Origin of the sequence: Amycolatopsis sp. WAC 04169, from assembly GCF_003947535.1 — a bacterium.
Classification (GTDB): domain Bacteria; phylum Actinomycetota; class Actinomycetes; order Mycobacteriales; family Pseudonocardiaceae; genus Amycolatopsis; species Amycolatopsis keratiniphila.
This window is the reverse complement of sequence record NZ_QHJI01000010.1, coordinates 258,747-273,739: the sequence shown is the minus strand read 5'-3', so window position 1 is coordinate 273,739 and position 14,993 is coordinate 258,747. Positions and strand designations below refer to the sequence as shown.

Sequence of the window (14,993 nt, the reverse complement as noted above, 5' to 3'; positions counted from 1 at the left end):
ATCGCTGGTCTGTCAATCTCTTGCGCAACGATTCGCCCTTATCGGTGCATCGAAACGGCGGATATCGTCGTCGGCATGAGGGTCGCCGTCCACCAGGGCTCGTACGCCGAGCTGCCGTCCGCCGTCGAGGCGTCGGGCGCCGATCTCGTGATCGCCGCCGAGATGATCACGACCGGCTACCACATCGGCGCCCGGTCGCATGAGCTCGCCGAACCCGCCGACGGTCCGACGGCGGCCCGGATGTCCGCGCTGGCAAGGGAATCCGGCGTCGCGCTGGCTTACGGATACCCCGAATCCGACGGCGGCCGCGTGTACAACAGCGTCCAGCTGATCGGCCGCGACGGACGACGCCTGGCGAACTACCGCAAGACGCATCTGTTCGGCGACATCGACCGCGACTGGTTCGAGCCGGGCGCCGAGGCGGTCGTGCAGGCCGAACTCGACGGTCTCCGGATCGGCCTGTTGATCTGCTACGACGTCGAGTTCCCCGAGCTGGTGCGGGCGCACGCGCTGGCCGGGACCGAACTGCTCGTGGTGCCGACCGCGCTGATGAGCCCGTACGAACTGGTCGCGGACACACTGGTGCCCGCCCGCGCCTACGAGAGCCAGCTGTACGTCGCGTACGCGAACCGGTGCGACACCGAACAGGAACTGACCTACTGCGGCCGGTCCTGCGTCGTCGCCCCGACCGGCGAGGTACTCGCCCGAGCGGGCGCCGGCCCGGAGCTGATCAGCGCCGAAGCGACCCGTGACGCGCTCGTCGCGTCGCGGCTGGAGAACACCCACCTGGCCGACCGACGGCCCGATCTGTACCGAGGACTTCCCGCATGACCTCCGCCCTCCCGACCGCGATCCACCACGACGAACCGGCCGACCGCCCGATCACCATGTTCGGCCCCGACTTCCCGTTCGCCTACGACGATTTCCTCGCCCACCCAGCCGGGCTCGGCTCCCTCCCGGCCGAGCGGCACGGCACCGAGGTGGCGGTGATCGGCGGCGGTCTCTCGGGCATCGTCACCGCGTACGAGCTGATGAAACTCGGGCTGCGCCCGGTCGTGTACGAGATCGCCGAGATCGGCGGCCGCCTGCGCACGGTGAACTTCCCCGGCTGCCCGGACGACGTCGTCGCGGAGATGGGCGCGATGCGCTTCCCGCCGGCGTCGACCGCGCTGTTCCACTACATCGACAAGGTCGGCCTGGAGACCACGCCGTTCCCGAACCCGCTGGCACCGGGCACGCCGAGCACCGTCGTCGACCTCAAGGGGGAGAGCCACTACGCGCGCACGGCGGACGAACTCCCCGCCGTCTTCGGCAAGGTCGCGGCCGCGTGGGACAGCACGCTGTCCGAGCAGGCGGCGTTCACCGAGATGCAGAAGGCGATCCGCGACCGCGACGTGAAGACGATCAAGCGGCTGTGGAACGAACTCGTCCCGAAGCTGGACAACCAAACCTTTTACGGTTTCCTCTGCGATTCGCCCGCGTTCGCCTCGTTCCGCGACCGCGAGATCTTCGGGCAGGTCGGCTTCGGCACCGGCGGCTGGGACACCGACTTCCCGAACTCCATCCTGGAGATCCTGCGGGTGGTCTACACCGGCGCCGACGACGAGCACCGCAGCATCGTCGGCGGCAGCAGGCGGCTTCCGTTGCGGCTGTGGGAACACGCGCCCGAGGACATCGCGTTCTGGCCCGCCGGAACGAGTTTGAGCTCGCTGCACGGCGGGAGCCCGAACCCCGGCGTCGCCCGGCTGCACCGGACCGCGCCGAACAACATCACCGTGACCGACACCGAAGGCCGCATCCGCACCTACCCGGCGGCGGTGTTCACCGCGCAGAGCTGGATGCTGCTGTCGAAGATCGAATGCGACGAGGCGCTGTTCCCGATCGACCACTGGACGGCGATCGAGCGCACGCACTACATGGAGTCCTCGAAGGTCTTCGTCCCGGTGGACCGGCCGTTCTGGCTGGACAAGGACCCGGAGACCGGTCGCGACACGATGAGCATGACGCTGACCGACCGCATGCCGCGCGGCACCTACCTGCTCGGCGACGATCCGGACGCGCCCGCGGTGATCTGCCTGTCCTACACCTGGGCCGACGATTCGCTGAAGTGGCTGCCGCTTTCGGTGTCCGAGCGGGTCGAGGTGATGTTGCAGTCGCTGAAGGAGATCTACCCCGGCGTCGACGTCCGGCGGCACATCATCGGCGACCCGGTGACCGTGTCCTGGGAGGCCGAACCGCATTTCATGGGCGCGTTCAAGGCCAACCTGCCCGGCCACTACCGCTACCAGCACCGGCTGTTCACCCACTTCAAACAGGACCGGCTGGAGGAGCGTCACCGCGGCCTCTTCCTGGCGGGCGACGACGTCTCCTGGACGGCGGGCTGGGCCGAAGGCGCGGTGCAGACGGCTCTCAACGCGGTCTGGGGCGTCCTGCACCACTTCGGTGGGGAGACGGATCCGGCGAACCCGGGGCCCGGCGACGTCTACGACGACATCGCGCCCGTGGAACTGCCCGACTGAGCGCGGCGGCCTGCCGGCCACGCCATACCCGCCGCGAGAAGGGCGCCGATGGTGTTCATCAGCCAGTCGTTGGTGTCGCAGGCGCGGCCGATCGCGGGTACGAACGCCTGCAGGGCCTCGATCACCGCGGACAGCGCCGAGCCCGCCACGAGCATCGTCACAGGGCGCCGGGACGCCAGCGCGGCGAAGTAGACCGGCGGCAGGAACAGCGCCACGTTGGCTAGGAGTTCCACCGAGCCGAGCGTGGGCAGGGAGAACTGGACCGTGCACAGGATCTCGTCGATCGTGTGCCGGGTGGGCACCAGCGTCAGCGCGACGACCGGTACCAGCGCCACTCCCGCGAGCGTCCAGAGGACTCGATGCCTGCCCGCGAACAGGTGGCCCAGGACGGCGCAGACGAGCGCCACCAGCAGGATTGCCACCGGCACGAGGGCGGAGTGGTCGAGCAGGAAGTTCGTGATCATGGCCCGCCGATCCTACGGGCCGGTGAACTCCACCTCCGCCGACGGCACCACACGCAGCCGTCCACCGGGATGGATCGCTGTGCTCAGGAGCAGGTTGTGCCGGGCGACGACCTGTTCGGCGGTCAGCCCGGTGGTGGGGTCGCCGTCGGCCGAGGGAGCGTGGCCGTCGGCGACCAGCACGACGTCCAGGCCGTGGCTCTGCGCGGACCGGGCGGTCGCGTCGACGCAGTAGTCGGTGGCCAGCCCGGTCAGCACCACGGTGTCGACGCCGCGGTCGACGAGCAGCCCCGCCAGCCCGGTGCGGTAGAAGGAATCCGTCGCGGTCTTGTCGACCACCAAGTCGACCGGTTCGAGGCCGAGCAGCGCGCTGACCCGGGTGCCCGGCGACGCCGGGTCGAAGTCGGTGCCGGGCGCGCCGATCTGCCGCAGCGCGATCACCGGGACCCCGTTCTCGCGGGCCTTCCTGGCGAGCGCGGCGATCCGCGCCGCCAGTTCCTCGCCACGCCAGACCAGGGGAACGAGCATTTCCTGCATGTCGACGATCAGCAGCGCGGCCCTCATGCCCGCAGCCTAAGGCAGTGCGGCGGGTGACTCGGCCTCCGGGATCAGCAGCCGCGGCGCACCCGAGCCGTCGGCGGAGGCGGCCCAGACGTCGGAATGTCCTTGAGTGCGGGGGAGGGCGTAGGCGACGGTGCGGTCGTCGAGCCACGCGGGCTGGTCGTCGACGTTCCTCGTCTCCGCCAGCGGCGTCACGGTGCCGCTCGCGAGGTCGAGCACCGACACCCGCCAGCCCTTCGCGGGATCGCCGTCGATGGCGGCCTTGTAGGCGACGCGGGTCTCGTCGGGGGAGAGGGACGGGCATTCGACGTTGTCCCGCAAGGTCTTCACGGTCCGGGCGGCCGAGTCGCCCTCGACGAGGTACCGGTGGGACCCGGTCGACATGGTGGCGTAGAACCGGCCCGGCCGCCGGGTGAAGGTGACGCCCCAGAAGTTGAAGTCGGCCGCCTTGTACGGCTTGCCCTCCACGGTCACGGCGAAGTCCTCCAGCGTGCCCTCGACGCTGTCGGTGGTGAGGTCGAGGGTGCCGGCACGGGTGGAGAACCGGCCGCCGTTGTAGGAATCGCCGGTGACGAACACCGTCCACGCCAGCCGCTTGCCGTCGGGTGAGACCCGCGCCCGGTTGGGCAGGCCGACCAGCGGGATCTCCTGCGTGACCGCGAGCCGGCTGTCGAGCACGGCGAGCTGGTAGGTGGTCAAGCCGGTTTCGGGTCGCAGGCAGATCCCCGTGCCACCCGCCGCGTAGACCCGGCTGCAGGACACGGTCGACACCGCCCGTGCGCCTCCGGGGTCGGCGGCGCTGACGCTGGACACGTGCCCGCGGTCGGCGTCGGCGGTGCTGCGGAAGAGCAACCGCCCGCCGTCGAGGGTGACGGCGTCGCTGGTGCCCGCCGACGCGGTGCCCTGGTTGCGCGCGCTCGCCGCCCCGACGTACACCACGGCGGCCGCGGCCAGCGTGAGTACTCCGGTGACGGCGATCAGGACGCGGGTGCGGGTGTTCACGGTCGTGCCTTCCTGCGGGGAACCGAAAGAACTGGTGAGGGGTGAGGCGAGGTCCGGATCATGGCGCGCCTCATGGTCAAGACGTGTCGTGAAAGCCACTTTCGGGACATCAGACGTCCCGAAAGTGGCTTTCGCGACACCGTCGCTGGGTCTCGGCGAAGGGCATTTTCCGCACCCGGCGTGGCCGCCCGCGGGCGCGTCCACAGTGGACACGCCCGCGGGATTCACCCGATTACTGCCACACGCTCGTGATCGGCGCCTTGTTGGCCGCGTTTCCGATGCCCGGCAGGCCGAACGCCGCCTCCATCGTGCGGAGGATCGAGTAGTGGTTGATGGATTCGCTGTAGCTGCCCGGCTTCACGTGGGCGCCGACGAACGTCGTGAAGATCTGGTTCACCGACGTCCCGCTGTCCTCGTCGAAATTGACGATCAGCAGGCTGTTGTGCGTCTTGGCCCACTGCGCGTACGCGTCGAGGTTGTCCTTCAGCCATTTGTCACCGGTGTCGACCGGACAGTCGTGCATGTCGCTGCACAGATCCGGGGTCACGAAAGCGACATGGGGCAGCTTGGTGAAGTCGCTCGGGAACGACGAGAACCTTTTGTTCGCCGACGACGGCACATTGCTGAAGCTGACCCAGCTGTTGTGCTTGCGGGCGTATTTGCCCTTCGTACAGCCGGTGTAGCCGTCGGAAGGCATGCTTTCCGCGTAACCGACGAACTTCTTGCCGATCCCCGCCAGCTGGGAGGCGAGGTTCTCCTTGTTCCCGAGATCCTGGCATTTGTTGCTGTCGACACCGTGCGTCGAACCCGCGAACTGGGCGATGTAGTTCGGCTGGCTCGGGTGCGTCGTACCGTACGCCTTGGTGAACTTGGCGCCCTGCGAGGCGAGTTTGTTGAAGTACGGCGCTTTGGAGCTGCCGCTGATCTCCTTGTAGTCCTTGTTCTCGAACATCACGAGGACGATGTGGTCGAACGCGGGCACTTTCGCCGCGGCGGGTTCTGTCGCGGCGGCGGGAGTGTCCTGATGGGACACCACCAGTGCCGTGGCCAAACCGGTCGCGGCCACGGCCGCGACCGCGATCCGTTTCCAGAACATGGAAACCTCCTGGGAAAAGGTTGAAACTTTGACGACCAACCATCGGGTTCAGCGGCGCTCCGCGGGCGTCGACAGAGTCGAGACATCGGATGTCTCTGGTGCATTTAAACGGCAACCAAGTCATCGGCCCATCAAGATCGCCTGACTGGAGTAATCGGGGAGTGTGGAACACCCCAAAACCGGCATTGCTTGGCACGAAACCATGTAAACCAGCCGCCGACCTTGTGTTCGTTGCCCGGAACCGATGAACTTATGGCCACTCGCTGATTCAGCCGGTTGACAGTGGTACTGCCATTGCCCCGGCGCTGTGGTGTACTCATCCGACCATTGGTTAAGCTGTCGCCGTGAAGTCCTTTTCGCCGAGGCCGGCCGGATACACGATCGAAGAACTTTCCACGATCGTCGGCATGTCGGCGCGCAATATCCGGGCCCATCAGACGCGGGGCCTGCTCGCCCCGCCGGTCCGGCACGGCAGGTCCGCCTACTACGGGCCGGCCCATCTGCGGCGTCTGCGGCGCATCACGATGCTGCAGAAACAGGGCTTCAACCTGGTGTCCATCGCCGCGATGCTCGGAACGACCACAGTGGACCGCGCCGAGCAGCTGGACGCGGCGATGGTGGAAATCGCCCGCGACCAGCCCACCGTCGCCCGGTGCCTGGAGCGCCACGGCGTGCTCGGCAGGGACGGCACGGGAGCCCTGGCGGTCGTGCGGCCGTCGGTTTCGCGCGCGGTGGCGGACCTCGCCGTCGCCGGGATCCCGCCCGTCGCCGCTCTGAGGTTCCTCGGGCAGTTCATGGACCGGGTCACGCCGCTGGCCGGTGACCAGCTGGCCGCGCTGAAAACCCAAGTGGACGGTGGCTCGGCGGCTCCGCGAGCCTGTTTCGCCGACCTTCTTGTAAGCGCTTTCAAAATCGCCGTGGAAAACGCGGCCGAGGTTACTTTCCCAGTCGTGGAGCCAGGGCCCTGGCCACCGAGGTGACCGCGGCCGTCGCGGCGTCGAGACCGGTGCCTTCGGCGGAACCGGACAGGATGACGACGATGTAGCGGTCGCCTTCACCGACGAGCCCCGTCGTGTGCGCGTCCACCGAGCCGCGCCCGGCCGCCCAGCCCTGTTTCACGGCCCATGGCCGGTCGCCGAAGGCCGAAGGGATGCCGAAGTGCTGGTCGAACCCGTCGGCCGCGATGCGGCTCGCCTGGCGCAGGGGCGCGAGGATGACGTCCCGTTTGGCCTTCGGCAGCTTGAGGATGCGGCGGTACACCGCGGCGATGTCGTCCGCTGTGGACAGTGTGTCGCCCCAGCGGCCGGCGTCGGCGGGTGGGGTGGTGTTCTGCAGGCCCGCGGCCGCCACCGTCCTGGTGACGATCGCGGGGCCGCCGTTCCTGGTCCAGAGCGTGTTGGCGACGGCGTCGTCGCTTTTCGCCAGCATCCGGTGGAGCTGGGCTTCGTCGGCCTTGCTCGCTTTGCGGGTGACGGCGTCCAGTGCGATGAACAGTTTCACCACCGACGCCGTGCGGAACCTTTCCGAGCCCCGCTCGGCGACCACCTGCTCGCCCGAGGTGCGGTCGAAGACCACGGTGGCGTCGCGCCTTTCCGGAACCGGACGGCTTTCCGCGACGGACTGGAAGATCACGTAGCCGAGGATCGCGGCGATCACCGGGACGGCGATCAGGATCGTCACGCGAAGTCGTGGTCGCCGGTTCGCGCCGGGCACCGCGATGGGCCTGGTTCGTTGGTCGAACATGGTGCCGATGTTCAGAGACGATCATCGTGACCCCGTCTTGTTCATGTCATGACTCTGTAACGAGAGGAAGAGCCGCAGGTCAGGAACGCTGCACGATGATCTGGTCGACGAGCGTGCCGTCGGCGCTGATCGCGCGAACGTCCATTTTGGGCGGTGTGGTGCCCGTGCCCGCGATGACGTCGACCGCGACCAGGCTGTAGCCACGGAACCGGACCCGGGACCAGGTGACCTTCTTGGTGCGATCCTGACCGTCCCGTTCCGAGTACTTCATCGGGACAGGGGAGTCGTTGCTCGTCTCGTGACCGAGGTACGTGTCGGGCGCGGGGAACTCGGAGACACTGCCGCCACCGCCGCCCGCGGTGATGTAGGTGGTCCCGTCCTTGACCGGGTTCGTGGTCCCGCGCGAGGGCACCTTCTTGACGGCCTTGCCCGCCCGGATCGGGTCGGTGCGTTCGTAGATGTGGTTGTGGCCGTTGAGCACCAGGTCGACCTGGTACTTGTCGAACAGCGGTGCCCAGTCCTTCTGTGCGCCGAGTTCGGCGCCGTTGGAATGACAGGTGGAATACGTGCACTGGTGGCAGTAGACGACGATGAAGTCGATCGTGGGATCGGCGCGGAAGGCCGCGAGCGTCTTGCCGAGCCAGTTGAGCTGCTTGCCCTTGGTGTAGTCCAGATTGGACGGACTGTTGTAGCAGACGTCGTTGCCGTCCAGGCTGATCATGCCGACGTTCTGGTAGCGCCACGAGTAGATGCAGGTGGAGCCGTCCCAGGCGTTGTCCGGCATGGTGAAGCGCGCCCGCACGCCGCCGTAACCGTCCTCGGAGTACCAGCCCTCCATCTCGTGGTTGCCGAGCGCCATCATCCACGGGATCCCGGCGGTGACCGGTTCGTTCTGCACGAAGAAGGAGTCCCAGAGCCGCGCGTCGTACTGGTCTTCCTCCGGGTGCCCGCCTTCGCCTTCGAGGGCGTAGCTCAGGTCGCCCATGGCGAGGTGGAAGGCCGGGTCGAGGCCCGCGATCAGGCTGCTGGTCGCGACGGCGTTGTAGCCGACGCCCTGGTCGCCGAAAGCGGTGAAGGTGAACGTGCCATCACCGCCCGGGGCGGGGGCGGTGCGGAAACTCGCCATCTCACCGAGCCGGGCGGCGGGGTCGTAGCCCTCGTGCCCGACGACGTAGTAGTACGTGGTGTTGGGCAGGAGGCGGTCGATCCGGGCGTGGAGGTAGTACTGGGTGATCGACTTCGGGCTGTTCGGCGGGATCTCCTCGACCGGATGCTGCCAGGACATCTGGCTGGTCAGCGCCCGGGCCTCGGCCTGGATGGGCGGGCTGAAGTCGCCCGGTACGGTGCCGATCCGGACGAACGGCGCGGTCACCGCCGCGGGCACCTGCCAGGAGACGACGACCTGCTGGGACGGGTCGGCCCCGTAGGCGATGTGCCGCCCGAACGGCCGCAGCGCCGAACCGGCGACCTTGTCGGCGTTGAGCAGCACCATCGGCCCGGGGGAGGCCGCGGCCGTACCCGGGAGCAGGACGCCGCCGGCGGCGAGTGCCGCCCCGCCCACCGCGCCCACTCGGAACAGGGTCCGCCGCGAATACCGCTTGACGAAATTGTCGTGTTTTTCGGCCAGGCTGAGTCGACGATAGGCTTCGGACCTGCTGTTTCGGGGAGTTTCGGCCATGAAATCGAAGTTAAGAAGGCTTCTTAACTAAGTCAAGAGGTGTAGGGCCGTCCGATGACCGGCTGCACGGAACCGTGCAAGTGACTCCGGGCATAGGGGATTTTGTGCCCGAACGGCGATCACGCGTGATCAGACGGCGCACACGCGTGATTGAACAGCGATCACGCGTGATTGGAGGGCGTGCATCGTGATCGCCTCCCAATCACGCGAGTTGCGTCTCCGATCACGCGAGTTGCGGGCTTTCGGGTCAGACCGGTTCCGAAGAGACGACGGAAGGCAGGTCGCGCAGCCTGGCCAGCAGGGGCTCGACCTCGGCGGCGTCGATCAGGACGGCGCAGGTCATGGTGCTTTCCCGGACGCCGTCGCGGACGTCGACGGACAGGTCGTGGACCAGGCAGCCGAGCGCGTCGAGCAGGCCGGGGATCTGTTCGACGCCGCCGACGAAGTACGTGGCGATCCGGCGGCGGACCAGCATGGACGAGCGGGGGGAGGGAACCTGGAAAGCGGTGATCGACATCGTGGTCTCCAAAGGCGGGAAAACGTACAGGCCATGGAGGGCCAGGTCCCGGGAGATGCCCCGTATCGAGGGGTCGCCGGAATGCGCGCCGGCGACCTGGTTCAGCCGGCGCGCTTGACTACGAGTCGGGAAAAGCGGAGTCGGGAAAAGCGGCGCACGGCGACAGGCTAGCACGTCACGAGAGGCGCAGCCGGGAACCTTGTTCGCGGACGTGCTCGGCGGAGCCGCAGTCGAGGTCCAGCTGCCGCTGCCGCTCGGCCACGAACGCCCGGCCGAGGCCGGTGCGATCCGAAGTGGACAGTGTGCGCCGAAGTTCGTTCAGCAACCCGCGTTCCTCCGCGCGGATATGCGCGTCCACCGAATTCTCCAGCGCTGCCAATGCCTTCTCGGAGTCGGCGGACTCCAGCACGGCCAGCAGCTCGTCCGCGAGCCCGCTCTCCGTCGCATCGGGACGGACGATCCGCTCCGTCGCGGTCGCATGGGCGACCAAGGACGCCGAGAGCTCGGCGATCAGCGCCGGACGGTCGGCCTCGTCGTTGCGCAGGTCCCGGAACAGCTGTTCGATCCGGCGGTGATCGGCCAGGACGACCTCGACCAGGTCGGAGCCCGGGGGAGCCGCCGTCGGGCCGGGGCGCATCCAGCCGAAGGTCAGCTCCACGGCCTGACGCCAGTGCGAGTACTCACTGTCTCGGCGGGCGGGGTCCATCGTCGGCAGCCACTGCCCGGCGCGGTGCCAGTTCCGGCGCAGACCCTCCAGGTCCGGCCAGTAACCGACCGACAACCCGGCCGCGTACGCCGCGCCCAGCGACACCGTCTCGGCGACCATCGGGCGCACCACCGGCACGTCGAGGACGTCGGCGACGAACTGCATCAGCAGGTTGTCGGCGGTCATCCCGCCGTCCACCTTGAGCGTCGACAGCGCGAGCCCGGAGTCGGCGTTCATCGCGTCGACCACCTCCCGCGTCTGCCAGCCCGTCGCCTCCAGCACGGCCCTGGCCAGATGCCCCTTGGTGATGTACGAGGTCAGCCCGGCGATCACACCGCGTGCCTCGCTGTGCCAGTGCGGCGCGAACAGGCCGGAGAAGGCGGGCACGATGTAGCAGCCGCCGTTGTCCTCGACCGTCCGCGCCAGCGTCTCGATCTCGGGAGCGCTGCCGATCAGTTCGAGCCCGTCGCGGAACCACTGCACCAGTGAGCCGGTGACCGCGATCGACCCTTCGAGCGCGTACACGGCGGGCTCGTCGCCGATCTTGAACCCGACGGTGGTCAGCATGCCGTGGGCCGAGAGCACCGGCGTCGGACCGGTGTTGAGCAGCAGGAAGCTGCCGGTTCCGTACGTGCATTTCGCCTCGCCGGGCGCGAAGCAGGTCTGGCCGAACAGCGCCGCCTGCTGATCGCCGAGTGCCGCCGCGATCCGGATCCCTGGCACCACCCGCGACGTCGTCCCGTACACCTCGGTCGACGGCCGGATCTCCGGCAGCATCGCGCGCGGGACGTCGAAGAACTCCAGCAGTTCGTCGTCCCACGACAGCGTGCGCAGGTTCATCAGCATGGTGCGCGAGGCGTTGGTGACGTCGGTGACGTGGACGCCGCCCTCGGGGCCGCCGGTCAGGTTCCAGATCAGCCAGCTCTCCACCGTTCCGAACAGGACGTCGCCGCGTTCGGCGCGTTCCCGCAGGCCAGGGGTGCGTTCGAGCATCCATCGGATACGCGGCGCGGAGAAGTACGTGGCCAGCGGCAGCCCGCACAGCCGCCGGACGCGGTCGGCGCCGGGCTCGCGGGCGAGGTGTTCGAGCATCGCGTCGGTGCGGGTGTCCTGCCAGACGATCGCCCGTCCGACCGGGTTGCCGGTGTGCCTGTCCCACAGCACCGTCGTCTCGCGCTGGTTGGCGATGCCGAGGCCGACCACCTGCCCGGCTTCGACGCCGGCGTCGGCCAGCGCCTGCGGCACGATCCGGCCGACGTTGCGCCAGATCTCCGTCGCGTCGTGTTCGACCCAGCCCGGACGCGGGAAATGCTGGGTGTGTTCGCGCTGCGCGACCGACACCAGCCTGCCGCGCGCGTCGAACAGGATGCACCGGGTCGAGGTGGTGCCCTGGTCGATCGACATCACATAGCGCTGGACCACGCGAGCACCTCCATCACCATCGGGACGCGCCGAGATCGCGGGAGACCGCCCGTGCCGCGTCGCGCACGTGGCCGAGCAGCCGCGGGATCGGGCTGCCGTCGGCTTCACAGATCCGTTCCGCCGCGCCGGAGACCCCGATCGCGCCGACCACGATGCCGCCGTGGCCGCGGATCGGCGCGGCGATCCCGGCCTCGCCGGTGATCATCTCGCCGTTCTCGCTCGCCCAGCCCGCCTCGCGCACCTTGCCGCAGGCGCGTTTGATCGCGGTCTGGGTGACCAGTGTCCGGCGGGTGTAGGCCTCCGGTCCGCCGGTGCGCAACGATGCCACGAGACCGGTGTCGTAGGCCAGAAGGACTTTCCCGAGCGCTGTCGCGTGCAACGGCAGAAGTGTGCCGACGTCGAGCGTCTGCAGGCTGTCGTCGGGCCGGAACACGTGATGCACCACCAGGACCCGGCCCTCCAGCGGCGCGCCGATGCGGACGGCCTCGCCGCTGCGCGCGGCCAGCGCGTCGGCCCAGTTGATCGCACGGGAGCGGAGTTCGTTGACGTCGAGGTAGCTCGTGCCGAGGTGCAGGAGCGCCGCGCCCAGTTGGTATTTCCCGCTGTCGCGGTCTTGTTCGACAAAGCCGACCCCTTGCAGGGTGCGGAGGATCCCGTGCGCCGTTCCCTTGGCGAGTTCGAGGGAATCGGCGATCTCGCCGACCCCGAGACGGCCGGAACCGCGCGCCAGCAACCGCAGGATCGCGGCGGCGCGCTCGATGGACTGGATCGGACCGGGCACGGCCCAACCGTAGCCCGACCGGCCCCGATTCGACAATGTCGAACATCGTCTTCGGACGTTCGACAATGCCGACCCGCGTCCGTTGACCCCGGGTTTCCCCGAACTTAACTTCGGCCTCAACAGGGCAACGGTGTCCTTTGTGGAGGAAGCAATGGTGCGAAACCTCAAGGCTCGCGGACTGGCGGGCGAACTGGCGGCGGAGTTCGTCGGGACGATGATCCTCATCCTGTTCGGCTGCGGGGTGGTGGCCCAAGTCGTCGCCGCGGGCATCGGGGACCACGACAGCATCGCGTGGGCGTGGGGAATCGGTGTCACGCTGGGTATCTACGTGGCTTCACGGATCAGCGGCGCGCATCTGAACCCCGCCGTCACCGTGGCGCTCGCGGTGTTCAAAGGCTTCTCGTGGCGCAAGGTCGCCCCGTACGCCCTGGCGCAGACCGCCGGCGCGTTCCTCGGCGCGCTGCTGGTGCGCTGGAACTACGCCGAGGTGCTCAACGCCGCGGACCCCGGCCTGACGATCAAGACCCAGGGCGTGTTCTCCACTCTTCCGGGTAACGGAACCCTGCCGGTGGGTGACTGGGGCGCCTTCCGCGACCAGATCATCGGCACCGCGATTCTGGCGCTGGTGATCTTCGCCATCACCGACCTCCGCAACACCGCGCCCGCCGCGAACCTCGCCCCGGTCGTCGTCGGCTTCCTGGTGGTCGCGATCGGCATGGCCTGGGGCACCAACGCCGGCTACGCGATCAACCCAGCCCGCGACTTCGGCCCGCGGCTGATGTCCTGGCTCACCGGCTACGACACCGCGTTCACCGACCAATACGGCTATCCGTACTGGTGGATCCCGATCGTGGCGCCGGTGATCGGCGCGGTCATCGGCGGGGCGATCTACAAGTTCTTCATCGAGCGTTACCTGCCCGCCGAACCGGCACCGGAAGCCTTGCCCGCCAAAGACATCGAGCGCGTTTCCTAAGGAGAGAAACCATGCCTGACTACATCGGCGCCGTCGACCAAGGCACCACCAGCACGCGCTTCATGATCTTCGACCACGGCGGCAACGAGATCGCCCGCCACCAGCTCGAGCACGAGCAGATCCTCCCCAAGCCGGGCTGGGTCGAGCACGACGCCACCGAGATCTGGGAGCGGACCCGCTCGGTCATCGCCACCGCGCTCAACAAGGCGAAGCTGACCGCTGCGGACCTCGCGTCCCTCGGCATCACCAACCAGCGTGAGACCACCGTGGTGTGGAACCGCCGCACCGGGCGGCCGTACTGCAACGCCATCGTGTGGCAGGACACCCGCACCGACCGGATCGCCTCGGCGCTCGAACGCGAGGGCAAGGGCGACGTCATCCGGCGGAAGGCCGGTCTGCCGCCCGCCACCTACTTCTCCGGCGGCAAGCTCCAGTGGATCCTGGAGAACGTCGAGGGCGTCCGCGAAGACGCCGAAAAGGGTGACGCGCTCTTCGGCACCACCGACACCTGGCTCATCTGGAACCTCACCGGCGGGCCCGACGGCGGCGTGCACGTGACGGATCCGACCAACGCGTCGCGCACCATGCTCATGGACCTGGAAACGCTGGAGTGGGACGACGAACTGCTGTCGTTCTTCGGCGTCCCCAAGCAGATGCTGCCGTCGATCGCGCCGTCGTCGAACAACGGCCGCTTCGGCGTGACCCGTGCGGACGGCCCGCTCGGCGGCGAGGTCGCCATCACCGGCGTGCTGGGCGACCAGCAGGCGGCGACGGTCGGCCAGGTGTGCTTCCGTCCCGGCGAGGCCAAGAACACCTACGGCACCGGCAACTTCCTGCTCCTCAACACCGGGCACGAGGTCGTGCGCTCGAAGCACGGGCTGCTCACGACGCTGGCCTACCAGTTCGGCGACGAGAAGCCGGTGTACGCGCTGGAGGGTTCCATCGCCGTCACGGGTTCCGCCGTGCAGTGGCTGCGCGACCAGCTGGGCATCATCAGCGGCGCGTCCCAGAGCGAGAGCCTCGCGCGCCAGGTCGAGGACAACGGCGGCGTCTACTTCGTCCCCGCGTTCTCCGGGCTTTTCGCCCCGTACTGGCGTTCCGACGCGCGCGGCGCGATCGTCGGTCTCACCCGCGCCACCACCAACGCGCATCTGGCGCGGGCGACGCTCGAAGCGATCTGCTACCAGACCCGCGACGTCGTCGAGGCCATGCAGAACGACTCCGGCGTCACGCTCGACGTGTTGCGTGTGGACGGTGGCGTGACCGCCAACGAACTCTGCATGCAGCTCCAGGCGGACATCCTCGGCGTGCCGGTGTCGAAGCCGGTGGTCGCCGAGACCACCGCGCTCGGCGCCGCCTACGCGGCCGGGCTCGCCGTCGGGTTCTGGAAGAGCACCGACGAGCTGGAACAGAACTGGAACGAGGACAAGCGCTGGGAGCCGTCGTGGACGGACGAACAGCGCGCCGAGGGCTACGCGGGCTGGCAGAAGGCCGTCGGCCGCACGCTCGACTGGGTCGAGGTCGAGTGAGCCCG

14 protein-coding genes are annotated in these 14,993 nt (G+C 68.5%); 5 read left to right on the top strand and 9 right to left on the bottom strand.

The genetic code is table 11. The features are described 5' to 3' along the window. Nucleotides 1-75: 75 nt before the first annotated feature. Both DMC61_RS28660 and DMC61_RS28655 read left to right on the top strand, forming a co-directional pair. Nucleotides 76-831, top strand: a complete 756-nt coding sequence (locus DMC61_RS28660) for a carbon-nitrogen hydrolase family protein (protein WP_125692843.1) — start codon at nucleotides 76-78, stop codon at nucleotides 829-831. Further along, entirely contained in the window at nucleotides 828-2,519 is a 1,692-nt protein-coding gene (locus tag DMC61_RS28655) for an NAD(P)/FAD-dependent oxidoreductase (protein ID WP_125692841.1), read from the top strand. The genes DMC61_RS28660 and DMC61_RS28655 overlap by 4 nt, the downstream gene beginning before the upstream one ends. Here the strand turns inward: DMC61_RS28655 and DMC61_RS28650 are convergent. The 4 genes from DMC61_RS28650 to DMC61_RS28635 form a co-directional block, all read right to left on the bottom strand. Beyond that, nucleotides 2,483-2,983, bottom strand: coding sequence for a VanZ family protein (locus tag DMC61_RS28650; RefSeq protein ID WP_125692839.1), 501 nt, complete (start codon nucleotides 2,981-2,983; stop codon nucleotides 2,483-2,485). The two genes, DMC61_RS28655 and DMC61_RS28650, sit on opposite strands and share 37 nt — an antisense overlap. 12 nt (nucleotides 2,984-2,995) lie before the next feature. Continuing rightward, nucleotides 2,996-3,544: a cysteine hydrolase family protein gene (locus DMC61_RS28645; RefSeq protein ID WP_125692837.1), complete on the bottom strand. Its 549-nt coding sequence runs from the start codon at nucleotides 3,542-3,544 to the stop codon at nucleotides 2,996-2,998. 9 nt (nucleotides 3,545-3,553) lie between these two features. Continuing rightward, nucleotides 3,554-4,543 (bottom strand): PD40 domain-containing protein, encoded by a 990-nt coding sequence (locus DMC61_RS28640; protein ID WP_125692835.1) that lies wholly within the window; start codon nucleotides 4,541-4,543, stop codon nucleotides 3,554-3,556. Between the two features lie 232 nt (nucleotides 4,544-4,775). After that, entirely contained in the window at nucleotides 4,776-5,639 is an 864-nt protein-coding gene (locus tag DMC61_RS28635; protein WP_125692834.1) for an alkaline phosphatase family protein, read from the bottom strand. A 344-nt stretch (nucleotides 5,640-5,983) separates the two neighbouring features. Between DMC61_RS28635 and DMC61_RS28630 the strand changes: the two genes are divergently transcribed. Continuing rightward, nucleotides 5,984-6,619 (top strand): MerR family transcriptional regulator, encoded by a 636-nt coding sequence (locus DMC61_RS28630; protein WP_125692832.1) that lies wholly within the window; start codon nucleotides 5,984-5,986, stop codon nucleotides 6,617-6,619. Here DMC61_RS28630 and DMC61_RS28625 read toward each other — a convergent pair. The 5 genes from DMC61_RS28625 to DMC61_RS28605 all read right to left on the bottom strand — a co-directional run bounded on the left by DMC61_RS28625 (nucleotide 6,576) and on the right by DMC61_RS28605 (nucleotide 12,486). Then, nucleotides 6,576-7,382, bottom strand: a complete 807-nt coding sequence (locus DMC61_RS28625) for a serine hydrolase (RefSeq protein WP_199750128.1) — start codon at nucleotides 7,380-7,382, stop codon at nucleotides 6,576-6,578. The genes DMC61_RS28630 and DMC61_RS28625 overlap by 44 nt on opposite strands. A gap of 79 nt (nucleotides 7,383-7,461) precedes the next feature. Next, the gene (locus DMC61_RS28620) at nucleotides 7,462-8,952 is read right to left on the bottom strand and encodes a metallophosphoesterase family protein (protein ID WP_233594986.1); all 1,491 of its coding nucleotides are present in this window, start codon (nucleotides 8,950-8,952) and stop codon (nucleotides 7,462-7,464) included. A gap of 355 nt (nucleotides 8,953-9,307) precedes the next feature. After that, nucleotides 9,308-9,577, bottom strand: a complete 270-nt coding sequence (locus tag DMC61_RS28615; RefSeq protein ID WP_125692828.1) for a hypothetical protein — start codon at nucleotides 9,575-9,577, stop codon at nucleotides 9,308-9,310. A 175-nt stretch (nucleotides 9,578-9,752) separates the two neighbouring features. After that, complete coding sequence (glpK, locus tag DMC61_RS28610; RefSeq protein ID WP_125692826.1) at nucleotides 9,753-11,705, bottom strand: glycerol kinase GlpK; 1,953 nt, start codon at nucleotides 11,703-11,705, stop codon at nucleotides 9,753-9,755. Nucleotides 11,706-11,718: 13 nt separating this feature from the next. Then, nucleotides 11,719-12,486 carry an IclR family transcriptional regulator gene (locus DMC61_RS28605; protein ID WP_125692824.1) on the bottom strand — a complete coding sequence of 256 codons (768 nt, stop codon included), beginning with the start codon at nucleotides 12,484-12,486 and terminating at the stop codon, nucleotides 11,719-11,721. A gap of 151 nt (nucleotides 12,487-12,637) precedes the next feature. Between DMC61_RS28605 and DMC61_RS28600 the strand changes: the two genes are divergently transcribed. Next, nucleotides 12,638-13,459, top strand: coding sequence for an MIP/aquaporin family protein (locus DMC61_RS28600; RefSeq protein WP_125692822.1), 822 nt, complete (start codon nucleotides 12,638-12,640; stop codon nucleotides 13,457-13,459). Between the two features lie 11 nt (nucleotides 13,460-13,470). Then, the gene (gene glpK, locus DMC61_RS28595; protein ID WP_125692820.1) at nucleotides 13,471-14,988 is read left to right on the top strand and encodes a glycerol kinase GlpK; all 1,518 of its coding nucleotides are present in this window, start codon (nucleotides 13,471-13,473) and stop codon (nucleotides 14,986-14,988) included. Nucleotides 14,989-14,993 lie beyond the last annotated feature (5 nt).